The 23,924-nt window shown below is 64.8% G+C and carries 24 protein-coding genes; 9 read left to right on the top strand and 15 right to left on the bottom strand.

The genetic code is table 11. The annotated features are described in order from the left end of the window. Positions 1 to 3 precede the first annotated feature (3 nt). From flgL to BTHE68_RS12690, 3 genes are all read left to right on the top strand, one after another. On the top strand, positions 4 to 1,239 hold the full coding sequence (gene flgL, locus BTHE68_RS12700) for a flagellar hook-associated protein FlgL (protein WP_162066584.1): 1,236 nt from the start codon (positions 4 to 6) through the stop codon (positions 1,237 to 1,239). Between the two features lie 90 nt (positions 1,240 to 1,329). Further along, entirely contained in the window at positions 1,330 to 1,860 is a 531-nt protein-coding gene (locus BTHE68_RS12695) for a hypothetical protein (protein WP_162066583.1), read from the top strand. Positions 1,861 to 2,058: 198 nt separating this feature from the next. Beyond that, positions 2,059 to 3,750, top strand: coding sequence for a glycosyltransferase family 9 protein (locus BTHE68_RS12690; protein ID WP_162066582.1), 1,692 nt, complete (start codon positions 2,059 to 2,061; stop codon positions 3,748 to 3,750). On the opposite strand, the gene fliR is transcribed toward BTHE68_RS12690, so the two are convergent. From fliR to fliF, 13 genes are all read right to left on the bottom strand, one after another. After that, on the bottom strand, positions 3,747 to 4,541 hold the full coding sequence (gene fliR / locus BTHE68_RS12685) for a flagellar biosynthetic protein FliR (RefSeq protein WP_162066581.1): 795 nt from the start codon (positions 4,539 to 4,541) through the stop codon (positions 3,747 to 3,749). The two genes, BTHE68_RS12690 and fliR, sit on opposite strands and share 4 nt — an antisense overlap. A gap of 22 nt (positions 4,542 to 4,563) precedes the next feature. After that, positions 4,564 to 4,833, bottom strand: a complete 270-nt coding sequence (gene fliQ, locus BTHE68_RS12680) for a flagellar biosynthesis protein FliQ (RefSeq protein ID WP_008352562.1) — start codon at positions 4,831 to 4,833, stop codon at positions 4,564 to 4,566. A gap of 10 nt (positions 4,834 to 4,843) precedes the next feature. After that, a complete protein-coding gene (gene fliP, locus BTHE68_RS12675) occupies positions 4,844 to 5,614 on the bottom strand; it encodes a flagellar type III secretion system pore protein FliP (RefSeq protein ID WP_162066580.1) in 771 nt (256 codons plus the stop codon). 185 nt (positions 5,615 to 5,799) lie between these two features. Further along, positions 5,800 to 6,291 carry a flagellar biosynthetic protein FliO gene (gene fliO, locus BTHE68_RS12670; protein WP_162066579.1) on the bottom strand — a complete coding sequence of 164 codons (492 nt, stop codon included), beginning with the start codon at positions 6,289 to 6,291 and terminating at the stop codon, positions 5,800 to 5,802. Continuing rightward, positions 6,288 to 6,719 carry a flagellar motor switch protein FliN gene (gene fliN, locus BTHE68_RS12665; protein WP_061174011.1) on the bottom strand — a complete coding sequence of 144 codons (432 nt, stop codon included), beginning with the start codon at positions 6,717 to 6,719 and terminating at the stop codon, positions 6,288 to 6,290. The genes fliO and fliN overlap by 4 nt, the downstream gene beginning before the upstream one ends. Next, positions 6,712 to 7,710, bottom strand: coding sequence for a flagellar motor switch protein FliM (gene fliM / locus BTHE68_RS12660; RefSeq protein WP_061174010.1), 999 nt, complete (start codon positions 7,708 to 7,710; stop codon positions 6,712 to 6,714). The genes fliN and fliM overlap by 8 nt, the downstream gene beginning before the upstream one ends. A gap of 24 nt (positions 7,711 to 7,734) precedes the next feature. Next, complete coding sequence (fliL, locus tag BTHE68_RS12655; protein WP_162066578.1) at positions 7,735 to 8,223, bottom strand: flagellar basal body-associated protein FliL; 489 nt, start codon at positions 8,221 to 8,223, stop codon at positions 7,735 to 7,737. Between the two features lie 805 nt (positions 8,224 to 9,028). After that, entirely contained in the window at positions 9,029 to 10,378 is a 1,350-nt protein-coding gene (locus tag BTHE68_RS12650; protein ID WP_162066577.1) for a flagellar hook-length control protein FliK, read from the bottom strand. A 34-nt stretch (positions 10,379 to 10,412) separates the two neighbouring features. After that, complete coding sequence (gene fliJ / locus BTHE68_RS12645) at positions 10,413 to 10,862, bottom strand: flagellar export protein FliJ (RefSeq protein WP_162066576.1); 450 nt, start codon at positions 10,860 to 10,862, stop codon at positions 10,413 to 10,415. A 65-nt stretch (positions 10,863 to 10,927) separates the two neighbouring features. Beyond that, positions 10,928 to 12,454: a flagellar protein export ATPase FliI gene (gene fliI / locus BTHE68_RS12640; protein ID WP_162066575.1), complete on the bottom strand. Its 1,527-nt coding sequence runs from the start codon at positions 12,452 to 12,454 to the stop codon at positions 10,928 to 10,930. Next, the gene (gene fliH / locus BTHE68_RS12635; RefSeq protein WP_162066574.1) at positions 12,448 to 13,131 is read right to left on the bottom strand and encodes a flagellar assembly protein FliH; all 684 of its coding nucleotides are present in this window, start codon (positions 13,129 to 13,131) and stop codon (positions 12,448 to 12,450) included. Before fliH ends, fliI begins: the two co-directional genes overlap by 7 nt. Continuing rightward, positions 13,124 to 14,119: a flagellar motor switch protein FliG gene (fliG, locus tag BTHE68_RS12630; RefSeq protein ID WP_061174004.1), complete on the bottom strand. Its 996-nt coding sequence runs from the start codon at positions 14,117 to 14,119 to the stop codon at positions 13,124 to 13,126. Before fliG ends, fliH begins: the two co-directional genes overlap by 8 nt. Continuing rightward, positions 14,109 to 15,881 carry a flagellar basal-body MS-ring/collar protein FliF gene (fliF, locus tag BTHE68_RS12625; protein WP_162066573.1) on the bottom strand — a complete coding sequence of 591 codons (1,773 nt, stop codon included), beginning with the start codon at positions 15,879 to 15,881 and terminating at the stop codon, positions 14,109 to 14,111. The genes fliG and fliF overlap by 11 nt, the downstream gene beginning before the upstream one ends. A gap of 271 nt (positions 15,882 to 16,152) precedes the next feature. Between fliF and fliE the strand changes: the two genes are divergently transcribed. From fliE to BTHE68_RS12600, 5 genes are all read left to right on the top strand, one after another. Then, positions 16,153 to 16,518 carry a flagellar hook-basal body complex protein FliE gene (gene fliE / locus BTHE68_RS12620; protein ID WP_061174002.1) on the top strand — a complete coding sequence of 122 codons (366 nt, stop codon included), beginning with the start codon at positions 16,153 to 16,155 and terminating at the stop codon, positions 16,516 to 16,518. A 218-nt stretch (positions 16,519 to 16,736) separates the two neighbouring features. After that, a complete protein-coding gene (fliS, locus tag BTHE68_RS12615; protein WP_061174001.1) occupies positions 16,737 to 17,156 on the top strand; it encodes a flagellar export chaperone FliS in 420 nt (139 codons plus the stop codon). 30 nt (positions 17,157 to 17,186) lie between these two features. Next, positions 17,187 to 17,516 (top strand): flagellar protein FliT, encoded by a 330-nt coding sequence (locus BTHE68_RS12610; protein WP_061174000.1) that lies wholly within the window; start codon positions 17,187 to 17,189, stop codon positions 17,514 to 17,516. A gap of 42 nt (positions 17,517 to 17,558) precedes the next feature. After that, on the top strand, positions 17,559 to 18,869 hold the full coding sequence (gene fliK / locus BTHE68_RS12605) for a flagellar hook-length control protein FliK (RefSeq protein ID WP_162066572.1): 1,311 nt from the start codon (positions 17,559 to 17,561) through the stop codon (positions 18,867 to 18,869). Further along, positions 18,866 to 19,198, top strand: coding sequence for an EscU/YscU/HrcU family type III secretion system export apparatus switch protein (locus tag BTHE68_RS12600; RefSeq protein ID WP_162066571.1), 333 nt, complete (start codon positions 18,866 to 18,868; stop codon positions 19,196 to 19,198). The genes fliK and BTHE68_RS12600 overlap by 4 nt, the downstream gene beginning before the upstream one ends. Here the strand turns inward: BTHE68_RS12600 and BTHE68_RS12595 are convergent. Then, a complete protein-coding gene (locus tag BTHE68_RS12595) occupies positions 19,176 to 20,873 on the bottom strand; it encodes an isovaleryl-CoA dehydrogenase (RefSeq protein WP_162066570.1) in 1,698 nt (565 codons plus the stop codon). The genes BTHE68_RS12600 and BTHE68_RS12595 overlap by 23 nt on opposite strands. Before the next feature lie 312 nt (positions 20,874 to 21,185). On the opposite strand from BTHE68_RS12595, the gene BTHE68_RS12590 reads away from it, so the two are divergent. After that, positions 21,186 to 22,868: an OmpA family protein gene (locus BTHE68_RS12590; protein ID WP_162066569.1), complete on the top strand. Its 1,683-nt coding sequence runs from the start codon at positions 21,186 to 21,188 to the stop codon at positions 22,866 to 22,868. Between the two features lie 66 nt (positions 22,869 to 22,934). Here BTHE68_RS12590 and BTHE68_RS12585 read toward each other — a convergent pair whose 3' ends face one another. Then, the gene (locus tag BTHE68_RS12585; RefSeq protein ID WP_162066568.1) at positions 22,935 to 23,879 is read right to left on the bottom strand and encodes a LysR family transcriptional regulator; all 945 of its coding nucleotides are present in this window, start codon (positions 23,877 to 23,879) and stop codon (positions 22,935 to 22,937) included. Positions 23,880 to 23,924: the final 45 nt, after the last annotated feature.

The following is a 23,924-nucleotide window of genomic DNA, read 5'->3' as shown; positions in this document are numbered from 1 at the left end:
GCGATGCGTATTTCCAGTTCCCAGTACTTCAATCTGAACGTCGCTTCGATGAGCGACCAGCAAAGCACGCTCGCATCGATGTATCAGCAGATCTCGTCGGGCAAGCGCATTCTCACTGCGTCCGACGATCCGCTCGGCGCGGCGCAGGCAGTGCAGCTCACGTTGAAGAGCGGCGCGCTCGCGCAGTACAGCACGAACCAGACGACCGCGCTTTCGTCGCTGCAGCAGGAAGACTCGACGCTGGGCAACGTGAGCAGCGTGCTGCAGAGCATCCAGACGCAGATCGTGCATGCGGGCGACGGCTCGCTCACCGATGCCGACCGCACATCGGTCGCTAACACGATCCAGGGTCTGCGCGATCAGCTCTTCAGCCTCGCGAACACGACGGACAGCAACGGCAACTACATCTTCTCCGGGCTGAAGGGCGGCACTGCGCCGTTCTCGAACGATCCTTCGGGCGTCGGCGCGAACTACTCCGGCGATTTCGGCCAGCGCTCGGTGCAGATCAGCGAAGGGCGTTCGATCTCGGTGGGCGATACCGGCGTGTCGATTTTCCAGAGCGTATCGCCGACGGAAAGCGATCCGGTGTCGAGCGCGGGCGCGTCGAATAAGGGCACGGCGACGATCGGCCCGGTGAGCATGAGCGACGCGAGCAACGCCGGCAACGCGAGCAAGTACACGATCACGTTCGCGGTTTCGCAGACGGACGGCTCGACGACTTACTCGATCAAGTCGAACCCGGTGGACAACACGCTGCCGACCAATGTTCCGTACACGAGCAAGAGCGACATCACGCTCGGCGGCCAGAAGGTGACGATCGAAGGAACGCCCGCGGACGGCGACACTTTCACCGTGCAGCCAGCGGCGACGGACAACAACGACATCTTCTCGACGCTCGACAACATCGTGAGCGCGCTCAAGCAACCGACGGGCACGCCGGCTGCGCAGGCCACGCTGACCAACGCGCTGACGACGGCGGGCACGAAGATCAACAACACGTTCAACAACGTGCTGTCGGCGCAGACGGTGGTGGGCGGACGCGAGCAGGAAGTGCAGTCGACGCAGACCGCGATGCAGACGAGCCAGACGCAGACGGCAAGCGATATCGCGAACCTGACGAGCATCGATCTGGTTTCGTCGATCAGTCAGTATGAGTTGACGCAGAACTCGTTGCAGGCGGCGCAGATGGCGTTTTCGCAGATTCAGAAGATGTCGTTGTTTGATTACATCGGGAATTGAGCGGGCGGGGTTTGTGTGGCTTTGTAGGGAGCATCGTGGGGACGCGGTGCTCCCTATTTGCTTTGATGTGGTCTGCAATCAGGAATCTGGGTGTTCAGTCGAACGCAATGGCTGGTTACCTCCTACAACCTGACCAGACCAAGCACACACGACAGCACTGAACCCGATGCGCTGGGGGAATTGCTGGGCCGAGAGTTTCACTGCAGGCCCGAATCGGCGCACGCACTGAAATGCATGATCGAGCTTTACGTGCGGGCGGCATTTCTGATTCCGATCATGGTGGACGAGTTGATCCGGGCTTCGACGCCTCTTGGAGAGGTTGAGCCGTTTGAATATCACACGGGCAATACAATTGGCGAGATCGGGCAACTCGCGGCGAGGACGAGGAACCCGGACTATGTTGCGAAGATGCTTGAATTTGACGGAACGCGGTGCAGAAGCGACTCGCTGGAACTGCATCGACGGTATTTGATCCCGCGATTGCGTCTTCCCCGCGCGGGCTTGCGCGAACTACTGGCACAGGAAAATGCCGAGATGCTTCTATTGTTACTGGAACAACTATTCCGGCGACCGTATCTCCGACGTCCCACCTGCGCGATTCCCACATCAAAGATCCGCTGAAGAAACGGCATGTTGCAGCAAAGTTGCGAGTACGCCAGCGTGCCGAGCCGCCCCCTCCTTTCTGAAAAGCTGCTTGATTCGGCGCGTCTGTCGGCTATATCGGCTTTGTCCTATGCCCGTCGCAGACGCTCGGGAATAAGCTTTTCGAACGGCCGTAACACGTACAGGACCGAACCCTTCGGAGGAAACGAGGACAAAGTGGAAGAAGCGATCAAGACTGCAGAGCGCCGTGCGCGCGACCCGGAATTCGTACAACGCTATCTGGCTGGCGAGGGCATCGATCTCGCGCCGGACCAGTCGTTCCTGAGACCGCTGACGCATCTCTTTCCGCGTCTCTCGCACGTGCTCTGGTGGAACACGTCGCTGGGCGGCGAGACTTACATGGCGAGCATCGCCGACTCTTCGCTCGACTTTGTGCACGCAAACGACTGTCTTGCCACGCAGCCCGATCCCGCGCAGTCGCTGTCGCGATGGCTTGATCTGCTCAAGCCGGGTGGTCATGCGATCGTCACGGTGCCGAACGACAGTAGCGAGACGCGGAAATGGCGCTTCTCGATCGGCGGGGCGACGAACACGTCGCTGCCTGGCATCGATATCCTCGAACTCGTGAAGACGGTTTCGCATGCCGCCCAGTGCGAGCGGTTCGCGATCATTCGCGACGACTCGGCGGACGCGTCGGCCGAATGCACGATCGAGCTCGTGTTGCGCAAGCGCGCCGTGCGAAGCGCACAGGAATGCGCGAACGCGATCGTCGTGGCGGATAGCCCGCAGGCGTGCGTGGCGGCATGCGACGCGGCAATCACCGCCTATCCGTATCGTGGGGACATCTCTCATATGGCGGCGTTCGAACTACTTCACCGGCGCGAGCTTTCGCATATGGACGTGGTGCTGGCGCGCGCAGCGGAGCGCATGCCGCACGATCACATCGCACGACTCACGCATGTCCTTCACGTGATCGCGCGAGGGCGCCTGAAAGAGGGTTTCGCGTTGCGCGAGCGACTGTTCGCGCGGATGGGCTGGCAGCGTCGCACGAAAGCACGGCCGCCGCAGGACGTCCCGGCATGGCAGGGAGAATCGCTGGCCGGCAAGCGCATCGTCATCTGGAGCGAGTTCGGGCTCGGCGATGAGATCTTCTTCTTTCGTTTCGCCAGGATACTTCGCGAGCGGGCAGGCGCGAAGAGCGTCAGCGTCGTGTGCCAGACGCCGCTCGTCGACCTGTTCGAAGCATCGGGCGAAGCGGATGCGGTCATCGACGCGAAAAACGCCAGCGAGATCCTGCCGCACGATTTCTGGGTCTATCCCCACGCGATACCCGCGCATCTGCCACTCGACCTCGACGCGCTGCCGCAATCGGTGCCGTATCTTCGCGCGTCGGATGTGCCCGTGCCAGGCATGCCGCAACTCGATACGCACGCCGTAAAAGTGGGGATCGCGTTCAAGGGCGATCCGACGCACGAGAACGATGCCGCCCGGTCGCTGCCGTCTCTTTGCGTGCTTGACGAGTTGTTTGCGATCGAAGGCGTCGAGTTCTACAGCCTCCAAAAGGGCGCGGGCGCGGAGGAAGCAGCGGACTACGCGAAGCGATTGCGCAACTTTCACGATATCGGCGCTCACGTGACGAGCATGGACGAAACCGCCTGCGCGATCGCGGCGCTCGATGTCGTCGTGACCGTGGATACCTCCGTCGCACATGTTGCGGGCGCGCTCGGCAAGCCGGTCTGGCTGATGCTGCCGCCGTTCGGCGATTGGCGCTGGCACTACGTTCGCGAGGACAGTCCGTGGTATCCGACGATGCGCCTCTTGCGGCAAGAGCGCGGCGAGAATTGGAGCAACGTCGTCGCACGAATCGGCACCTGGCTCGGTGAATGGTCGAAAGCGGGGCAGCGCTAGAACATCCCGCCCGCCACCCGCCCCACCTGCGCAATCCCCACATCGAAAATCCGCTGAAAAAACGGCATCAGATTCGGCACCATCAACTGAAGCAAAAGCAGCCCGACGAGCATCGTCACCGGAAAGCCGACCTGAAAAATCCCGATCTGCGGCGCAGCGCGATTGAGAATGCCGAGCGCGAGATTCGCCGTCAGCAGCGCCGCCACGATCGGCAACGCGAGCAGCAACCCAGTCGAAAACACACTGCCGCCGTAGCCCACCAGCACGCGCCATCCCTGCGCATGCGAAGCCGTCGCGACCACATTCGCCTCGATCGGCACGCTTTGAAACGTGCCGACCAGCGCACTTATCAACTGCAAATGCCCGTCGAAGACGAGAAACGCCAGCATCGCCAGTGTGTTCAGATAGCGCGACACGACTACCGCATTGCCACCCGCGCGCGGATCGTAAAGCATCGCGAAACCGAGCCCCATTTGCTGGCCGATGAACTCGCCGGCCGCATCGACGGCGGCGAACGCGATCTGCATCACCATGCCGATGGCCGCGCCGATCAGAAACTGATTGACGATGATCCACACGCCCGCAGCGGAAAACACCGTCGCCTGAGGCATGGCGGGAAGCGTCGGCGCGACGATCAGCGCGATGAACGCGGCGAGCGCGATCTTCACGCGCATCGGAATCGCCATGTGACTCAGCACGGGCGCGGTCGCGATCAGCGCTAGGATACGCACGAACGGCCACAGAAACGCCGTGAGCCAGCCGTTCAGTTGCGCGTAGGTGACGGAGAACATCGAACGAATCTCGGCCCGTGACTCAGCCCGTGATCGCGGGCGTGATCGTGAAGACGTGGCGCATGTAGTCGAGCAATGTCGACAGCATCCACGGACCTGCGATCACGAGCGTCACCGCCACCGCGATCAGCTTCGGGATGAACGACAGCGTCGACTCGTTGATCTGCGTGGCCGCCTGAAACAGGCTCACGACCAGACCGACGACGAGCGCGACCAGCAACAGCGGCGCGGCGAGCAACAAGGCGACGTACATCGCCTGATGCGCCATGGTCATGACGGATTCGGGTGTCATGCGCGTCTCCTCAGGATACGAAACTTTGCGCCAGCGAGCCGATCAGCAACTGCCAGCCGTCGACGAGCACGAACAGCATCAGCTTGAAAGGCAGCGCGATGGTCGTAGGCGAAACCATCATCATGCCCATCGACATCAGCACGCTCGCCACCACCATGTCGATGATGAGAAACGGAATGAAGATCGTGAAGCCGATCTGGAAACCCGTCTTCAGCTCGCTCGTGACGAACGACGGCACGAGCAGCGACAGCGGCACGTCTTCAGGGCCGTTCATCGGCGGGGCCTTCGAAATGCGCGCGAACAGCGCGAGATCGGTTTCGCGCGTCTGCTTCAGCATGAACTGCTTGAACGGCGCGACGCCGCGCGTCATCGCCTGGTCCATCGCGATCTGGCCTTCGGAGAAGGGCTTGTACGCGTCGTTGTATGCGCGGTCGAGCACCGGCGACATCACGAAGAACGACAGGAACAGCGCGAGCCCGACGAGCACCTGATTCGGCGGCGTGCTCGTCGTGCCGAGCGCCTGGCGCAACAGCGAGAGCACGATGATGATGCGCGTGAAGCTCGTCATCATCAGGACCATCGCGGGGAGGAACGAGAGCATCGTCAGCAGCAGCATCGTCTGCACGCTGAGCGAATACGTGGTGCCGCCGTTCGGGCCGGGACTCGTGTTGAAGGCCGGCAGGCCCGCCGTGCTCTGCGCGAACGCGAGATACGGCATCAGCCCGATGATGACTGGCAGCGCGATCTTCACACCACGCGCGATGTTACGACTGACCTGCATGCTTGCTCCCGCCGACGAACACTTTCGATAGGCTGAATTGTTGTCGATCCCGGTCGCGAACGATGACGCGAACAGAGGGGGAAACCCGGGCTAACTCGTTCTATTGCGAAACGTTCGCCGTAAACGAACATCGGGCGTTCGATCCTTGCGGACCACGCCCGATGTATCGGTCAAACGGAACGAACTTACTTGACGAACTTCTGGAGCCGCTTGTTCGCTTCGCCGGCGAGGGCGTCGCGAAAGCGCGCGCCGAAGCTGCCAGCCGGCGACGGCGCCGGCGCCGCGATGCCTTCCACTTCGGCCGAACCGGCGGGCATCGTGTGCAAGAGACGCACATTGCCGGGACCGGCGCCGAGCACGAGCCACGTATCGCCCACTTCGATGACCGCGACGCGCTCCTTGTTGCCGAGCGATGCGCCGCCCACAACCTTCACGAGACCGCTGCGCTTGCCGCCCTGATAGCCGAACTTGCGTGCGAGCCACGCACAGCCGAACACGAAACCGATCACGACGACCAGTCCGACGAGCGTCTGCAGCACCGCGCCGAAACCGAGCGACGGCACCGCGGTGCCCGCGCCGACGCCCGAGGCGATCTGCGCGGCGTGGTTCACGGCATTCATGTCGGCGGCGCGCGCGAACAGCGGCGCTGCGGACAACAAGGCGGCAAAGCGTTTCATCGATTCAACTTCCGGATACGTTCGGACGGCGTGATGATGTCGGTCAGGCGAATGCCGAACTTGTCGTTGACCACGACCACTTCGCCCTGCGCGATGAGACAGCCGTTCACGAGCACGTCCATCGGCTCGCCGGCGAGGCCGTCGAGCTCCACGACCGAGCCCTGCGCGAGTTGCAGCAGGTTGCGGATCGCGATCTTCGTGCGCCCGAGCTCCACTGTCATCTGCACGGGGATGTCGAGAATCATGTCGATGTCGTTGCGCGTCGACGGCGCAGCGGCCTTCGACAGCGGCTGGAACACGCCCGCGCTCGCTGCAACCGGCGTGTCGTTGCCGTTCTGCTCGGCGAGCGCGCTCGCCCAGTCGTCCAGCAAAAGCTCTTCGCCTTTTTCCGGCGCGCCGGGCGCGTCGTTCTGCATCAGATCACTCATATCCACCTTCCTTCATCGTATCGCTCGCGCTGATCATCTTCTGCACGCGCAGCGCGTATTGACCATTGAAAATTCCGTAGCCGCATTCCATGACCGGCACGCCATCCACTTTCGCGACGACGTGCTCCGGAACATCGATCGGCAGCACGTCGCCCGCGCGCATGTTGAGAATCTGTTCGAACGACGAGCGGATCTCGGCGAGATCCACCGTCAGTTCCACTTCGGCGGACTGCACCTGCTGCGACAGCACGCGCACCCAGCGGCGGTCCACTTCGAGCGCTTCGCCCTGGATCGGCGAGGAGAGCACGTCGCGGATCGGCTCGATCATCGAGTACGGCATGCAGATGTGCAGCGTGCCGCCCGTCGAACCGAATTCGATCGTGAACTGCGTCACGATGACGATTTCGTTCGGCGTCGCCACGTTGGCGAACTGCGTGTGCATCTCCGAGCGCATGTATTCGAACTGCAGCGGCTTCACGCTGCGCCACGAGGTGGCGTAGTGCTCGAACACGAGATTGAGCAGCTTGCTGATGATGCGTTGCTCGGTCTGCGTGAACTCGCGGCCTTCGACGCGCGTGTGAAAGCGCCCGTCGCCGCCGAACAGGTTGTCGACCACGAAGAACACGAGGTTCGGATCGAACACGAACAGCGAGGTGCCGCGCAGGGGCTTCACATGGACCAGGTTGAGGTTGGTCGGGATCGGCAGGTTGCGCGTGAATTCGCTGTACTTCTGCACCTTCACCGGGCCGACGGAGATTTCCGCCGAGCGCCGCATGAAGTTGAAGATGCCCACGCGCATGAGGCGCGCGAAGCGGTCGTTGATGATTTCGAGGCCGGGCATCCGGCCGCGGACGATGCGTTCCTGCGTCGCGATGTTGTAGGGACGTACGCCGACGGGCTTTTTCTCGTCAGTTTCCTGATCGATTTCGCCGGTGACGCCCTTGAGGAGGGCATCGACCTCCTCCTGCGACATGAACTCTTCGTGGCCCATGAGTGGTTACTCGCTGATGCGGCGTTACTGAACGACGAATTCGGTGAACAGCACTTCCTCGACGCGCACCGGCTTTTCGGCGGTGCTCGCCGCGGTTTCGACCGCCGCGCGTAATTCGTTGGCGAGTTGCTTCTTGCCGTCGACGGTCGCGAGATCGTCGGGGCGTTTGCCCGAGAGCAGGAGCAGCACGCGGCTGCGGACTTCGGGCATGTGCTCGGTGACGAGCAACTGGACCTTTTCGTCTTTCAGCTTGAGCGTGAGACCGGCGCGCAGATAATGCATGCTGCCGTCGTCGGACTGGAGGTTCACAGTGAGCGATTCCAGCGGGAAGAACACGGGCGGCGGTTCGGGCGCGGGTTTGGCTGCGCCGTGGTTCTTGCCGAGGAAGAAGTAAGCGCCGCCGGCTCCCGCGCCGAGCAGCACGATCGCGCCGATGGCGATGATCAGGATTTTCTTGAGCTTGCCGTTCTTCGCGGGAACGATGGATTGCTGGTTTGCGGTCGTGGTAGCCATTTGCTTGCCTCTTTCGATAGGGTGAATTGTTGGCTATCGCCGTGTAAAGCGATGGGTCGAACAGAGGGGGGATTTGGGGTTATTCCATCCGATTGCTTTGGGCCCGCTTTGGGGCCTTGGCGCGGGCTTAGTGCGCTTTCTCTTTAGCGTTTGTTAACGGGCGATTCTCGGGAAACTTGTATTCGTGTCGGTCTATTAGCGTTGCCCCTGTGCGGGGCGGCAGTCACTTTCTTTGCTGCTGCAAAGAAAGTAACCAAAGAAAGCAGCTCGAAACGCCCGCGGTCACACGCAGTTTGGCCATGCTTGCCAGATGCGGTGGGCTCAGTAGCGAGTGCCCTCATAGGCCTAATCGGGCTTGGACCGCGCACGGTCTGCCGAGCTAGAAATCCAGGCGCGCTGGTTCAGCACGAAATGGATTCGGCACAGCGCTACGCGCTGCCGCAGGGTATGCAAGGGAAACCGACGAAAAAAAGGGAAACGCAGAAGCACGCGCAGACCCGATTGACCCATCGGCCGCGAAGCGGGCCGGAGCCATTTCGTGCTGAACCAGCTACACGCGCGGCGCGATGTGACAGACCGTGCGCGGTCCAAGCCCGACGGGGCCTATGAGGGCACTCGCTACAAAGGCCACGAACGATGAGAAAAACACCCAAATTGCGTGTGACCGCGGGCGTCTCGAGCTGCTTTCTTTGGTTACTTTCTTTGCAGCAGCAAAGAAAGTGACTGCCGCCCCGCACAGGGGCAACGCTAATAAACCGACGCGCTAACGGGATCCGGCGAAACCAAAAACGAAAACCCCGAGCCGTCAAGCGAAGGTATCCACAAGCCCAACCCTGCGCCGCACAGGCAAACTCACGCTGGCAGCACCCGAATCATCCCCCCCACCGATCCCACCAACCCCACGCCCACCCCGCGACCCCGACGAGCGCTCCCCTTCGCTTCCTTGCTGCGACTGCCGCCCAAACGCAGCCCCATCCGAAACCGAGGCACTCCCGAGACTGATGCCATTCGCCTCCATAGCCTCACGCAGCTTCGGCATGGCGGCCTCGACCGCCTCCCGCACCTGCGCATGCTGCGAAACAAACAACGCGTGCGCGTGATTCTCCGAAACCTGCAACGTCACCTGCAACGGCCCCAGATCCTTCGGATTCAAAGTCAGCTCAGCACTCTGCTGATCCGCCTTCGACAAAAACACGACCTTCTGGCTGAACGCATCGTCCCAGCCGGACGCGCCCACGTGCGGCGCAATCGCCGCGCTCGTCGCCGACGCCATCGCGCCTTGCGGGCTCGACACCGCCGAATTCGCCGATGTGGTCTGCATCGCCACCGCGTGCGCGGCCGCATCGGCGGCTTGTTTGTACGCGGCGGTTGCAGCGTCCGCGGGCGTCGTCGCGACGGCAAGCGCGCTCGCATCGGTCGCCTTGGCGTCCGTGTTCACGTTGCTCGCCAGCACGGCCATACCCGCACCCTTTCCGCCCTTGGCGAACAAACCGCCTTGATCCTCGCCCTTCGCGCCTTCGCGCGCGCCCGCGACGGCACCGTTCGCCGCGGCATTCGCGGGCGTCGCATTGACCGGCGGGTTGCTGATCGCCGCGAGCGCTGCCTGGAGCGGATCCTGCGCCGTCTTCGCATCGCCGCTCTTGTGCGTTTCGCCGGTCGATTTGTCGTCGTCGGTCGAAGCGGTGACGGCGTTGGTCAGATCGGAGAGCGTGACGTCAGTGCCGGTATCGTCGGCGTTGGCGGCGTCTGCGCGCGCTTTTGCCTGCGCAGCAGCGGCAGCGGCCGCATCCGACGAAGTCCCCGATGCCGCCGGCTTCGATGCGTCCGCCGTATCGCGCTTGCCCGTGTTCTTCGACGCCTCTTTCGGCGCGTCCGTCCGATCGGGCTTCGACGCAGCCTGCGCATCCGACGCGTCATCGCTCTTCGACGCCGCATCGGCCGCGCTGTCGTCCGGCTTCGGCGCGTCATGCACGCTCGATTTATCGGCCGCTGAATCCGCCAGCGCCTTCGCCGCCTGCGCGTCGGCATTGGCGCGGTCGGTGATGCCTTGCAGCGTCATGCCGAACGACGCGCCCGCGCTCGCCGCGCGCTGCGCCGCGGCCTTGCTCGATGACGCGGCGCCAGTCAGCGCGCCGAGGATAGATACGGAGGACATACGAGTCTCTCAAATGCAATGGGTTAAAAACGGCTCAGGCCCGTTCGGCGCGCATGCGCAGCACCTTGGCCGCGTGTTCGTCGGCTTCGCGCTGCTCGACGCGTGCCGCTTTCTTCGCGAGCATCGCCTCGCCGCGCGCGGCCAGCACTTCGTAACTGCCGAGCTTCTGCTTCTTCAGACGCCAGTCGGGCTTGGCCGCCTCGATGCGCTGATCGGCCATGACGAGCGCCGTGCGTTGCTGCGCAATCGCTGAATCCAGCGTGTCGACGAACGCCTGGAAGTTGCGCAGCGTCTGCGCCGTGGTGCCTTCCTGCGCCGATGCCGTGAACCGCGCGTGGTATTCGTCGCGATAGGTCACGAGCGAATTCAGCTGCGTCTCGATGTCGTTGCGCTCCTGCTGGAGTTTGCCGAGCTTCTTCGTGGCAGTGTCGAGTTCCTCTGCAGCAAGTTCGATGAGCGTGTTGATCGGCAGATTCTTGGACATGGCGTGGCGATCCCGTATGGTCTTTTGGCGTTCTTATGACGAATGCTTCGGATACTAGTCGAAAACTATTCGAACAGTTGATTCAACATCGCGATGCTCGGCTCGAACGGCGCCTGCTCGCGAAAGCCTTGCTGCAAAAACGACTCCATGCGCGGGTACAACGCGATCGCGCGGTCGAGCAGCGCATCGCGCCCGCTCGAATACGCGCCCACGTTGATCAGATCCTTGTTGCGCTGATAGCGCGACAGCATCTGCTTGAAGAGACGCACGCGTTCGAGATGCTTGTCGTCGATGAGCGCGGTCATCGCGCGGCTGATCGACTGCTCGATGTCGATGGCCGGATAGTGCCCCGCCTCCGCGAGCGAACGGTTCAGCACGATGTGGCCGTCGAGAATCGCGCGCGCCGAGTCGGCGATCGGGTCCTGCTGATCGTCGCCTTCGGTGAGCACGGTGTAGAACGCGGTGATCGAGCCGCCGCCTTCCGGACCATTGCCGGTACGCTCGACGAGCGCGGGCAGCTTCGCGAACACGGACGGCGGATAACCCTTGGTCGCGGGCGGCTCGCCGATCGCGAGCGCGATCTCGCGCTGGGCCATCGCGTAACGCGTCAGCGAGTCCATCAGCATCAGCACGTGCTTGCCCTGATCGCGGAAATATTCGGCGAGCGAGGTCGTGTACGCGGCGGCCTGCATCCGCAGCACGGGCGATACGTCCGCCGGCGCCGCGACCACAACGGAGCGCGCGAGACCGTCCTCGCCGAGAATCTGCTCGATGAATTCCTTCACTTCGCGGCCGCGTTCGCCGATCAGCCCGATCACGATCACTTCCGCGCTCGTGTAGCGCGCCATCGTGCCGAGCAGCACCGATTTACCGACGCCCGAACCCGCGAACAGGCCCATGCGCTGGCCGCGCCCGACCGTCAGAAGCGTGTTGATCGCGCGCACGCCGACGTCGAGCACCTTGTGGATCGGCTCGCGGTTCAGCGGGTTGATGACCGGCGCGGACAGCGGCGCATCGACCTTCGCGCCGAGCGGGCCGAGCCCGTCGAGCGGACGGCCCGACGCATCGACCACACGCCCGAGCATTTCCCAGCCGACCGGCAAGCGCTTCGCGCCGGCCATCGGATCGTTGATCGGCGCGCTTTCGAGCGGATAGACGCGCGCGCCGGGCAGCAGGCCGGCCACTTCGGTAGTCGGCATCAGAAAGAGCTTGTCGCCCGAAAAGCCGACGACTTCGGCTTCGGCTGTCGGAATCGCGCTGCCCGGCGGCAACTCGATCATGCATTCGGAGCCGACGCCCATCTTCAGGCCGACTGCTTCGAGCACGAGTCCGGCGGCGCGCGTGAGACGTCCGCACGAACGCAGCGGCTTGGCGAGTTCGCTGCGCGTTCTGAGCGCGTCGAGCTTTTCGCGCCACGTGTCGATGTGCGGATTGCCCGCAATATCGGCGAGTTCGGCAATGGTGCGCGCGGCGAGTTCGTCGGGCGATTCGTCGCCGACGGATTCGTCGTGAGCGAGCGGGCCGAACGATGCGCGCGCGATTTCCTGTTCCAGCGCGCTCAGTCCATCCTGCGTGATCCGTTGATTCACCACGGCTTGTTTCTCCCCAGAGCGGCCACGACGCGCTCCCAGCGCGAGACATTGGTCGCGTCGATCTCACCGGTTGCGGCGTGCGCCTTGCAGCCGCCGCGCTCGATCTCCGGATCGGGGCGCACGGTCCAGCCGGCGCTTTCGAGTTCGTCCTTCAGATACGCATCGACGATCGGCAAATCGGCCGGATTGACGACGAGCGTCGGCGCGCCCGACAACTCCGGCTCGGCGGCGATCACTTCGCGGGCGACGGCGACGAGCGCGGTCGGATCGAGCGCGAGATGCTGGCGCACGACCTGCTGCGCGATATCGACTGCGAGTTCGGCGAGCGATTCCGCGATGGCGGCATCGGCGGCCTGCAACGCGGTCTTGAACGCATCGGCGATCTCGGCGAGGCGTGCGGCCTGCGCGAGCGCTTCCTTGCGGCCATCCTCGAAACCCTTCGCCTGACCCTGCTCGAAACCCGCCTGATAACCCAGCGCCTGACCCGCGACGTGCCCCTTCGCGAGTCCTTGCTGATGCGCGTCGTCCTCGACGCGGCGCAGGTGCGCTTCGAGCGCGGCCTGTTCCGCCGCGCTGTTGTCGACCTTGATTTCGACGGGATCGAACGAGGCCATCTCCCAGCGCTGATACGCCGAGACCGGAGCCGCCTGAGCCTTGCGCGCGCGGGCGTCAGACATATGCGTCCTCCGCCTTGCCGCCTAGCTGGATCTGACCGTTTTCGGCGAGATTGCGCACGATCTGGAGAATCTTGCGCTGCTGCTGCTCGACTTCCGACACGCGCACCGGACCGCGCGAATCGAGGTCTTCGGCGAGCAGTTCGGCCGCGCGCTGCGACATGTTCGACAGGAACTTCTGACGCAGCGCCGGCTGCGCGCCCTTGAGCGACACGATCAGCGTCTCCGACTCGACTTCCTTCAGCAGCAGCTGGATCGCGCGGTCTTCCAGGTCGAGCAGGTTCTCGAACACGAACATCTGGTCGATGATCTTCTGCGCGAGTTCGGCGTCGTATTCGCGCACGTTCGAGATGACGCCTTCCTCGTGATTGCTCGACATGAAGTTGAGAATTTCCGCCGCCGTGCGGATGCCGCCCATCGGCGCGCGCTTCAGGTTGTCGCTGCCGGAGAGGAGCGTGGTCAGCACATCGTCCAGTTCGCGCAGCGCGGCGGGCTGAATGCCGTCGAGCGTTGCGATGCGCAGCAGCACGTCGTTGCGCAGACGGTCGGTCAGCAGCGAGACGATTTCCGAAGCCTGATCGCGGTCCAGATGCACGAGGATCGTCGCGATGATCTGCGGATGCTCGTTCTTGATCAGTTCCGCGACCGCGCCCGAGTCCATCCACTTCAGCCCTTCGATGCCGCTCGTGTCGCTGCCTTGCAGGATACGGTCGATCAGCGCGCCGGCCTTGGTTTCGCCGAGCGCCTTGGTCAGCACTGAGCGGATGTACTCGCTCGAATCCAGCGACAGCGCGGTGTGCTGCTCCGCCTCCGACACGAATTCGGTCAGCACGTTGTCGAGCTGCTCGCGCGTCACGTTTTTCAGGGCCGCCATGGTCGCGCCGATTTTCTGCACCTCGCGCGGCGCGAGATACTTGAATACTTCGGCGGCTTCTTCCTCACCGATCGACATCAGGAGGAGAGCGGCTTTGTTCAGGCCTTCAGCGTTCATCGGACACCCAGTTTTTCACGACCGTCGCAACGATTCTCGCGTCCTGACGCGCCACCATGCGCGCGTAGTCGAGATTGCGATCGAATTTGGCCTTCTTGCTTTCATGACCGAGGAGACTCACCTCGGCATCCTTGTCTTCGTCTTCCTTCTTCTCGCCGTCGAGCGACGGACCGTCGAGCAGCGAGAGTTCATCCGGTGCACCGAGCGTCGGCGCGACTTCGGGCGGCGGCGGGAAGGCGCGGCGCATCGCCGGCTTCACCATGCTGAAGTACAGGAACAATCCGACGATGCCGATGCCCACGTACTTCGCCGCCTGGATGCCCCACGCGATCATCTGCGGGGTGCGCCACCACGGCGCGTCGGGCGTCACGTTCAGATCGGCCGAGAACGCGCTGTTCATGACGTTCACCGAGTCGCCGCGCTTCTCGTCGAAGCCCATCGCGTCCTTCACGAGCTGCTGGACCTGCGCGAGCTTGTCGGCGGCGAGCGGCGTCATGGTGACGTTACCCTTGGCGTCGAGCTTCTTCTCGTAGTTCACGACCACCGCCACCGACAGACGCTTGATGCCGCCCGTCGCCTGTTCGTAGTGGCGCACCGTGCGGTCCACTTCGTAGTTCGTCGTCGTGTCGCGGCGCTGGTTCTGCGGCGTGGACTTCGCGCCGGCCGCGCCCGACGCGGCTGCGTCGATCGGCGCGGAGGCCGGCTGCGGCGGCTGGTTCGACAGCGCGCCCGGCACGCCCGATGCGCCGCCGCCCGACGTCTCGCTCGACTCGCTCGATTGCTGGCTGCGGATCGCCGTGTTTTGCGGATTGGCGTTCGGGCCGTAGCTTTCGGCGGTCTGTTCGAGCTTCGAGAAATCGATGTCGGCGCTCACCTGCGAGCGGGCGTTGCCGTTGCCGAAGAGCGGCGCGAGGATCGCGTCGATGCGCTTTTGCGTGTTGTGCTCGATCTGCTGCACATACTTCAGTTGCGACGCGTCGAGACCGTTGGCGGCGTTCTGGCTCGTCAGCAGGTTGCCGTCCTGATCGACGATATTGACGTTCTTGACCGGCATGTCCGCCACGCCCGACGCGACCATGTGCGCGATCGCGACCACTTGCCCTTCGTCGAGCACGCGGCCCGGATACAGATTGACCATGACCGAGGCGGTCGGCAGTTCCTTGTCGCGCACGAACACGCTCGGCTTCGGAATCGCCAGATGCACGCGCGCCGACTTCACCGACGAAATCGAGCCGATCGTGCGTTCCAGTTCGCCTTCCAGCGCGCGCTGATAGTTGACCTGTTCGGCGAACTGGCTGATGCCGAACTTCTGGTTGTCCATCAGTTCGAAGCCGACCGAGCCGCTTTTCGGCAGGCCCTGGCTCGCGAGGCGCAGACGCGTTTCGTGAACCTGCGCGTCGGGCACGAGGATGGCGCCGCCGCCGTCGGACAACTTGTACGGAATGTTGCCCTGCTGGAGCGCGGCAACGATTGCGCCGCCGTCCCGATCCGAGAGATTGGAGAAGAGGACGCGGTAATCCGGCTGGCGCGACCACATGACGAGGCCGGCGACCACCATCACCAGAATCGCGACGGCCACGATGAACGGCACGCGCGGATTCGAGCGGAACTGGTTGAGCATCGGCACGCGCTGCGCAAAGCCGCCGAAGTCGGCGCCCGCGAGGCCCGGGCCGGCGCCGACCGTTCCGGCGGCTCCCGGTTGTGCGCCCGCCAGGCCCATTCTGGCGTCGGGCGTGATCAGTGAGTTGTTGGGCGTTTCCATTTAGCGTCGAAGCTCCGAATCCTGTTGTTCTCCTGCCGCCGTTGTCCGCTGATGTAAGCGGCGGTGGAGGACTTTTCACGATGGGGATTATCCGCAGAAGATTGCAAGTCGATTCGGTGAATAGAGCGGGGTTTTCCCCGTTCTTCCGGTGCTTTGAAAACTGGCCCGCTGCTAAGCTTTTTCGTACTCGGCGAACCTCCGCGAAACGCGTCCCGAGCGCCAGGTCTCCGCTACGTGCGGCACCGGCTTTTCCCTGTCACCCGGAGTCAACATGAACTTTCCGATCAATCCGCTTTCCGCCGCGCTCTCGGCCATTCAGTCGATGGCCTCGCAAGCCGCCGGCGGGACCTCCGGCCCGACCAGCGCGTCGGGCGCCGTCACGGGGCAGGGCGGGACATCGGGCGCGGCGAGCGTCGGCAGCTTTTCCGATGCGCTGAAATCGTCCATCGACAAGATCAGCGACAACCAGACCAAGGCGCTCGGCGAGGCGCACGCTTTCGAGATCGGCGCGCCGAACGTGTCGCTCAACGACGTGATGGTGGACATGCAGAAGGCGAACGTCGGCCTGCAATTCGGGCTGCAGGTGCGCAACAAGCTCGTGTCGGCCTACAACGACATCATGCAGATCTCCGTCTGACGCGGCCCCCGCGATCCAGCCCTTTATCGCTGCACCGGCTCTGGAGCCTTGTTTCCTAAAGCTTTGCCGCGTTTCTCCGATAACCCCGATAACGGCACGGCGAACGATGGTTCGTTTGCCTGCACCGGTTTTGCCGGGCCCATACGGATCAGGACGAGAAGCACGGCGTCCGCTGGAAGCATGCGGACACCGCGGCATCGCATAAGGAGAACCGAGAGATGTATTCCCCAGGACACGCTGGAGCCAGCGCGTACGCACGCGTGGGCGTTCAGACAGGAGTGATGGGAGCGAGCCCGCATCGGCTGATCGTGATGCTGTATCAGGGCGCGCGCCAGGCGATCGCGCAGGCGCGCATGCACCTGCAGCAGCGCAACATCGGCGCGCGCGGCGCTGCGATCAGCAAGGCCATCAGCATCATCGAGAGCGGCCTGCAGCAGGCGCTCAACAAGGATGCGGGCGGCGAGATCGCGGAGCGTCTGGACGCGCTCTACACGTATATGACGCGCCGGCTGCTGGAGGCGAATCTGAAGCAGGACGAGACGATGCTCGTCGAGGTCGACAACCTGCTCGCAACGCTCGAAGAAGCCTGGGTGGGAATTGGACCGGAAGTGGCGCAACTGACCGCGACGCCCGTTTGACGGGACTCTCGCGTCGACTGCCTCGAAAGAATGAAGACGACACAAGACTATTTCGCCCACTACGAAGCCATCGCAGCGGTTTCCGGCCAGATGCTGGCGGCTGCGCGCGGCGGCGAATGGAGCGAACTGAAGACGTTGCAGGGCACTTACCGTGAGTTGGTCGAGCAGCTGAAGGAAGTGGATTCGGGCTCGGAACTCGACGACGACGCCCGCGCGCGCAAGCTGGACCTCGTGAAGAAGATTCTCGCCGACGACGCCGCGATCCGCGATCTGAGCTCGCCGAGCCTCGCGCGCCTTTCCGCGCTGTTCACGGTCAACAGCCCGGCGCGCGTACTGAAAAAGATGATCGGACTGCGTTAAGCGTCCGTGCGCGCCGGCCGTGGCGCAATTGAGGATGTGGGCATGACTGGACTCGATACCGCGATCGCATCGCTGCTCGCCAGCCGCACCGAGCTCCTGCTGTCCGCGATTCGCGCGCCCAACGGCGTCAGCGGCACGGGCGTGACGGGCGCGAGCGTCGGGCAGACGACGACGCAGACGGACCTGCCGCAGCTCGTCGGCACATCGGCGCAGGCCGCGGCGCCGGCCGCATCGGCGCAAACCGCGCTTTCCAGCGTCGCGCGCACGCTCGACGTGATCTCGCGCATCGGCGGCGCGACGCCCGCGCTGACCAGCGACGCCCCGCTCTGGCCGACTCCGCCGCGTCCCGCGAGCGCCTTCGCCGCGCTCACGACCGGCCTCTTCGATACCGCTTTCTCCGCCAACGCCGCCGCCGTCGCGGCCGCGCGCGCCGCGACGCAGAATCTGCCGCCGCTGCCCGCCGCGGCGCTCGCGACCGCGCTGGCGAAGACCGTCGACGAAAGCGGGCTCTTCTACGAATCGCATCTGGTGCAATGGCTCGCGGGCCAGCGCAGCGCCGCGTCGCTCGGCAACGAGCCGCAGGCGCGCACCGATGCACGCTCGATGACTTTGCCGCTGGATTTCGCGAATGGCGCGACCGGCGACGCATGGCTGGACGCCAGTGCGCCCGATTTCCACGCGCCCGCGCACGCCGTCGCGACGCCGCAGACGCCGCAGCAGGCGGCCGCGCTCGCGGCGTCGGTGCGCGATGCGCCGGCGTCGGCGCTCTCGAATTCGCAGAGCGGGAACGCGTCGGGCGGGGCGAATGCGCAACCCGTGCAACCGGGCACGCAGGAATCGGCGTTGCAGGCGTCGCTGGCGGCGGGCATTCATCCGGCGACGCTCAATGTCGTGCGCCAGCAACTCGACGTGCTCGCGAACCAGCAGTTCCGCTGGCAGGGCGAAGCGTGGCCCGGCACGCGCTTCGAATGGGAAATCGCCCGCGAACCGCGCGATCCGCGCACGCCCGACGATGCCGACGCCGCCGCGGACAAGCACGCCTGGCGCACGCGCATCACGTTATCGCTGCCTGCGCTCGGCACGGTCGACGCCGAACTGGTGCTGACGGGCGAAAAGCTCGTCGCGCGCATCAAGGCGGGGGATTCGGGCGCACGCCGTCTCGCCGCGGACGGCGCCGCGTTCGCGCGTCAGCTCGAGGCGGCGGGCATCGCGCTCGCGTCGCTGTCCGTGCGCTCGATGGACGGCGCGACCGATCTCGCGATGTCCGGCGACAAGCCTGTCGCGAAAAAGCCGTTGCGCTCGCCGCTCGAACATCTGTTTCGCCCGCCGCGCGGCGAGGGGAGTGAAGCATGAGCGGACAGGATCAGCCGCCGTACACGCGCAGGCAGGCGACCGCGCTCGCCTACGACGCGGGCAATCGCGAGGCGACGCCGCGCGTCGTGGCGAAGGGTTATGGCATGGTCGCGGAGATGATCGTGCAGCGCGCGAAGGAAGCGGGACTGTATGTGCACGAATCGCCGGAGATGGTGTCGCTGCTGATGCAGGTCGATCTCGACGCGCATATTCCACCGGCGTTGTATCAGGCGGTGGCGGAGTTGCTTTCGTGGGTGTATCGGCTGGAGAACGAGGAGCCGATGCGGGAAAGCGGGCGCGCGCTCGCTACGCGGCAAACGCCCGCCTGACAATCGCCGCATGATCGAACCGCGCCGGCAGCGTGCCATACACCCGCCCCGTCTCGCCGCGCGCATCGCCGAGCCGCGTGTCGATGAACGCATCCGCGACTTCCTGCGGCGCATGCCGCGCCAGCAACACGCCCTGCGCGCATAGCGTCAATTGCTGCGCGATGCGCCGCGCCGACGCTTCCCGCGCAGCCGGATCGCCCGTCAGCATGTCGAGCAGCGACGCCAGCGCGCCAGAAAGCGCCGGATGCGCGGCCGCCGTCCGCTTCCAGTCGGCGAGGAGCGCGTGCGCGGCGTCCTGCTCGCGCTCGAACGCGCGCAGCACGTCGAGGCACATCACGTTGCCCGAGCCCTCCCAGATCGAATTGACCGGCGCCTCGCGATAGAAACGCGCCATCGGCCCGGTTTCGACATAGCCGTTGCCGCCCCAGACTTCCATCGCCTCGCCGGTGAATTCGAGCGCGCGCTTGCAGACCCAGAACTTCGCGGCGGGCGTGACGATGCGCCGCCACGCGCGCTCGGCGAGCGCTCCGTCCGGCACGGCGCTGCGCTCGAACGCGCCCGCAAGCCGCATGAAGAGGACCGTCGCGGCTTCGGATTCGAGGGCGAGATCCGCGAGCACGTTGCGCATCAGCGGTTGATCGATGAGGGCCGCGCCGAACGCGCTGCGATGCCGCGCGTGATGGATCGCCTGTACGAGCGCCGCGCGCATCAGCGCCGCGCTGCCGATCACGCAGTCGAGCCGCGTGAAGTTCGCCATTTCGATGATGGTCGGCACGCCGCGCCCCTCGTCGCCGATCATCACGCCGTAGGCATCGAGAAACTCCACTTCGCTGCTCGCGTTCGAGCGGTTGCCGAGCTTGTCCTTCAGGCGCTGGATCTGGACCGCGTTCTTGCGGCCGTCCGGCGCGAAGCGCGGCACGTAGAAGCACGACAGGCCGCCTTCGTCGGCGGTGCGGGCGAGCACGAGATGCGCGTCGCATTGCGGCGCGGAGAAAAACCATTTGTGACCGACCAGCCGATACGCGCTGGCGCGTCCCGGCACGCCGAGCGCGTACGCGCGCGTGCGATTGCTGCGCACGTCCGAGCCGCCCTGCTTTTCGGTCATGCCCATGCCGATCATCATCGAATGCTTGCCGGCTTCGAGCGGGATGTCGCGCGGATCGTGCTCGCGCGACAGCAGCGGCTGGGCGATGCGCGCGAACAGATCGCGCTCGTTGCGTAGGACCGGGATGCTCGCGAAGGTCATCGTGATCGGGCACAGCGAGCCCGATTCGAGCTGGCCGTGCAGATAGTAGCCGGCGCAGCGCGCGGCCATCGATCCCACGCGCGCGGCCGGTTCGAACGGCAGCGCGTGCAGCCCTTCGTGGCGCAGGCGCCGCAGCAGTTCGTGCCAGGCCGGATGAAACTCCACCGCGTCGATGCGCTCGCCGCGCGGATCGTGCGTCGCGAGCTCCGGCTCGTGCCGATTGGCGAGTTCCGCCAGCGCGACGACATCCGGCTGCGTCAGCGTCATGCCGTCGCGCGAGAGCGCCTGCGCGTGCCATTGCGCGCCTTCCCGCCCGAGCGCGGCCGTCAGCGCCGGATCGAAGGCGAACGCGTCGTAGCCGACGAGCGGCGGCGCCTGATTCGTGACTTCGTGTGTCTGCCCGAACGGGCGATCGGCGGAAGCGGACATCGCTGGTCTCCTTCATTTGCACGCGCGCGCAGGCAGGGCGGCGATGCGTCACTGTCGGGTGGGCGCAACAGTCGTTCCGGGCGTCTCGACCCATCTCGAATTCAGGAATCATAGGCCGCGCATTCATTGGACGGGTAGAGCCATCGTTCTTTTCACAAATCAGCATCACTTTCTGATGCGCGTTCCTAAAGCGCGGATCGCTGGGACAAATCCGATTGTTAATGCCACCCCGATGACGCGCAGGAGCCCGAACCTATAATCGGCTCGCCCAATTCCGGCGGATGCAGTAACGCTTTTAGGGAAGCATTCTCAATGAGCATCAACCTCAATCAACTCGTCCAGAGCGCTTTGCCAGAAAGCGTGTTGCAGCACATCGCCGGGCGCATCGGCTGCGCGCCGGAATCCGCCAGGCGCGTGGTGTCGCTGTGCGCCCCCGCGCTCATCGGCGCCATGATGAACAAGGCGTCGTCGCTCGAAGGCGCGCGCAATCTGTTCGCCGCGATCATGTCGCCGGGCACGAACGCGCTGATCGCGGAGGAACTGCCGCATTTCGTCGTGCAGGACGAGGGATTCAGGACGCTCGTCAGCAGCGGCGCGAAAACCGACGAGGCGATCGCCTCGCGCGACAGCCTCAACGGCCTCGCCGATCGCGTCGCCGAATATACCGGCGTGGCGACGATCGCCACGCGCACGCTGAACGGCGTGGTCAGCGCGACGCTTTTCGGCGTGCTCAAGCGCTATCTCACGCAGCACAACGGCCAGGCGGCCCAGCTTCCGGCCCTGCTCGGACACCAGTTGCCGGTAGTGCGCGCCAACATGACGGACGCGTTCGCGAATGCGCTCGGGCTCGGCTCGGTCGGCGCCTTTCTTGCGGGCGTCGCGTCGCGGCTGAAGGCCGTGGCGGCGCATCTCGACCATCCGGCCACGCAGGAAGCGGCGGCGTTTCCGTTGCAGTCGGAACCCGCCCCCGCTGCGGAGCAACCGGCGAAAGAGCGCGCTGGCAAGAAAAAATGGTGGTGGATCGCGCTCGCCGCCGCGCTCGCGCTGTTCGCGGCGCTGCTCGGGCGCGGATGCTCGACGGAGAAGCAGGAGGACACCGCGCCCGCCGCGAAGCCGGATGCTGCCTCTGATGCGAACACCGACATGGCCGCCGTCACGAGCGCCGGTTCCGCGGCCGCGGCGACGATTCCCGCAGCAAGCGAGGCGTCGATGCCCGTCGCGCTGCCGGGCAAGGACTCGAAGTTATCCTTCGCCGTCGACGCATCCGGCATCCCCACGCTGACCGCCACCGTGAACAGCGAAAAGGAGCGGCAACACCTGCTCGACATGCTCGCGGTCAAGTTCGGCATCGACAAGTTCCACGCCAACATCACGGTCGATCCGGATACGAAGCCGGCCGCGTGGCTCGGCAAGCTCGACGGCCTGTTGCCGGTCATGGCGTTGCCGGGTGCGCAGGTGCAGATCGCGGGCGACAAGGTCGATCTGGGCGGCCGCGCCGCGGACACGGCGCTCGGCTGGCTGGACAAGCTGAGGGCGTCCTTCGGCGATGGCTGGACAATCGCCGCCGATACTCCCGCCGCAGCCAAGGCGCTGGCCGCATCCGACGCCCAGGCCGCCGCGAGTTGCGCCGCCGCCGACATCGCGAAGCATCTGAATACGCATCCGGTCAACTTCGGCTTTGCGTCGAATTCGCTGCCGCGCGCCGCGCTGGACGAACTCGCCGAATCGGCGAAGGCGCTGAAGGATTGCGGCGCATCCGGCAAACCGATCAGGCTGCAGATCGGCGGCTACACCGACAGCTCGGGCGATCCGGCGGTGAATATCCGTTTGTCGGAAAAGCGCGCGCAGGCGGTGCGCAGCTATCTGATCCAGCACGGCGTGCCTGCGGACACACTCTCAGCGGAAGGTTTCGGCGACGCGCATCCGATCGCCGACAACGCGACGCGTGAAGGTCGCGCGGCGAATCGCCGGATCGAGTTCAAGGAATTGAACTGATACGGCTAACGCCCGGGAAGTTGCTGTAAAGAACGCGCCGGCTTGCTCAATGCAGGCCGGCGCGTTTCATTTTCCCGGCTCGCCGCGCCGCGCGCGCGGGAAGCCATCGCCCATGAAATCCTGATCGAGATTCGCGGGCAGCATTTCGCGCGCGACTTCGATCCACGCCCGCGCCGCGTGCGACAGATAACCGTTGCGCCGCCAGCCGAGCGCCATATCCCAGTGAATCTCCGGCGCGACGACCGGACGGCAGGTGAACGCGTCGGCGTCGAGCCGGCGGCAGTACGGCGCGGGCAGCAACGCGATGCCGATGCCCGCCTGCACGAGCGCCGCCATGAAATCCCAGTGCCCGCTGCGGCCGACGATCGTCGGCGCGAAACCCGCCTCGCGGCACGCGTTGAGCACGACGTCGTTCAGCGCGAGACTTTCACCGTAGAACACGAACGGTTCCGCGGCGAGATCGGTGAGCGCGACTTCGCGCGCGTCGTCCCAGCGCGAACCCTTCGACGCGACGAGCCACAGAATCTGCCGGCTGACGGGCAGGACGTCGAACATGTTGGTATCGACAGGCTGCAAGACGCCGCCCAGTTCCAGTTCGCCGTCGATGAGCGCCGCCTCGATCGCCTTCGAGCCGCGCTCGAACAGCTTGAGCTCGACCTTCGGATAGCGACGCCGGAACTCAGCGATGGCGGGCGTGAAGAGCGAACCGCCCATCGGCGGAATGCCGATTGTCAGCGTGCCGCGCCCGAAGGTGCCGAGATCGTTGAGCTCGGCCTCCAGCCGCGCGTGCGCCGCCAGCACCTCGACGCCGCGCTGATAGACGATCTGCCCGGCGTCCGTCAGCACCATCTGACGGCCCTCGCGCAACAGCAGCGGCGATCCGACTTCATCCTCCAGCGCCTTCACCATTTTGCTGATGGTCGGCTGGGTCACGAACATGTGCTCGGCGGCGGCGGTGAAGCTCTTCTGCTTCACGACCTCGATGAAGTACCGCAAGGCGCGCAATTCCATCGTCGGCTCCTGAATTCCAGTTTGGAATGTTTTGGATAAGCTTAA

Source organism: Burkholderia sp. THE68, assembly GCF_009938265.1.
In the GTDB taxonomy this organism is placed as follows: domain Bacteria; phylum Pseudomonadota; class Gammaproteobacteria; order Burkholderiales; family Burkholderiaceae; genus Caballeronia.
This window is presented reverse-complemented; position numbering and strand designations above follow the sequence as displayed.

Excerpts from the sequence above, each read along its gene's own strand:
- flgL (WP_162066584.1), top strand. The coding sequence starts at position 4 with ATGCGTATTTCCAGTTCCCAGTACTTCAATCTGAACGTCGCTTCGATG.
- fliR (WP_162066581.1), bottom strand. The coding sequence starts at position 4,541 with ATGTTCTCCGTCACCTACGCGCAACTGAACGGCTGGCTCACGGCGTTT.
- fliQ (WP_008352562.1), bottom strand. The coding sequence starts at position 4,833 with ATGACACCCGAATCCGTCATGACCATGGCGCATCAGGCGATGTACGTC.
- fliP (WP_162066580.1), bottom strand. The coding sequence starts at position 5,614 with ATGCAGGTCAGTCGTAACATCGCGCGTGGTGTGAAGATCGCGCTGCCA.
- fliO (WP_162066579.1), bottom strand. The coding sequence starts at position 6,291 with ATGAAACGCTTTGCCGCCTTGTTGTCCGCAGCGCCGCTGTTCGCGCGC.
- fliN (WP_061174011.1), bottom strand. The coding sequence starts at position 6,719 with ATGAGTGATCTGATGCAGAACGACGCGCCCGGCGCGCCGGAAAAAGGC.
- fliM (WP_061174010.1), bottom strand. The coding sequence starts at position 7,710 with ATGGGCCACGAAGAGTTCATGTCGCAGGAGGAGGTCGATGCCCTCCTC.
- fliL (WP_162066578.1), bottom strand. The coding sequence starts at position 8,223 with ATGGCTACCACGACCGCAAACCAGCAATCCATCGTTCCCGCGAAGAAC.
- BTHE68_RS12650 (WP_162066577.1), bottom strand. The coding sequence starts at position 10,378 with ATGTCCTCCGTATCTATCCTCGGCGCGCTGACTGGCGCCGCGTCATCG.
- fliJ (WP_162066576.1), bottom strand. The coding sequence starts at position 10,862 with ATGTCCAAGAATCTGCCGATCAACACGCTCATCGAACTTGCTGCAGAG.
- fliH (WP_162066574.1), bottom strand. The coding sequence starts at position 13,131 with ATGTCTGACGCCCGCGCGCGCAAGGCTCAGGCGGCTCCGGTCTCGGCG.
- fliG (WP_061174004.1), bottom strand. The coding sequence starts at position 14,119 with ATGAACGCTGAAGGCCTGAACAAAGCCGCTCTCCTCCTGATGTCGATC.
- fliF (WP_162066573.1), bottom strand. The coding sequence starts at position 15,881 with ATGGAAACGCCCAACAACTCACTGATCACGCCCGACGCCAGAATGGGC.
- fliE (WP_061174002.1), top strand. The coding sequence starts at position 16,153 with ATGAACTTTCCGATCAATCCGCTTTCCGCCGCGCTCTCGGCCATTCAG.
- fliS (WP_061174001.1), top strand. The coding sequence starts at position 16,737 with ATGTATTCCCCAGGACACGCTGGAGCCAGCGCGTACGCACGCGTGGGC.
- BTHE68_RS12610 (WP_061174000.1), top strand. The coding sequence starts at position 17,187 with ATGAAGACGACACAAGACTATTTCGCCCACTACGAAGCCATCGCAGCG.
- fliK (WP_162066572.1), top strand. The coding sequence starts at position 17,559 with ATGACTGGACTCGATACCGCGATCGCATCGCTGCTCGCCAGCCGCACC.
- BTHE68_RS12600 (WP_162066571.1), top strand. The coding sequence starts at position 18,866 with ATGAGCGGACAGGATCAGCCGCCGTACACGCGCAGGCAGGCGACCGCG.
- BTHE68_RS12595 (WP_162066570.1), bottom strand. The coding sequence starts at position 20,873 with ATGTCCGCTTCCGCCGATCGCCCGTTCGGGCAGACACACGAAGTCACG.
- BTHE68_RS12590 (WP_162066569.1), top strand. The coding sequence starts at position 21,186 with ATGAGCATCAACCTCAATCAACTCGTCCAGAGCGCTTTGCCAGAAAGC.
- BTHE68_RS12585 (WP_162066568.1), bottom strand. The coding sequence starts at position 23,879 with ATGGAATTGCGCGCCTTGCGGTACTTCATCGAGGTCGTGAAGCAGAAG.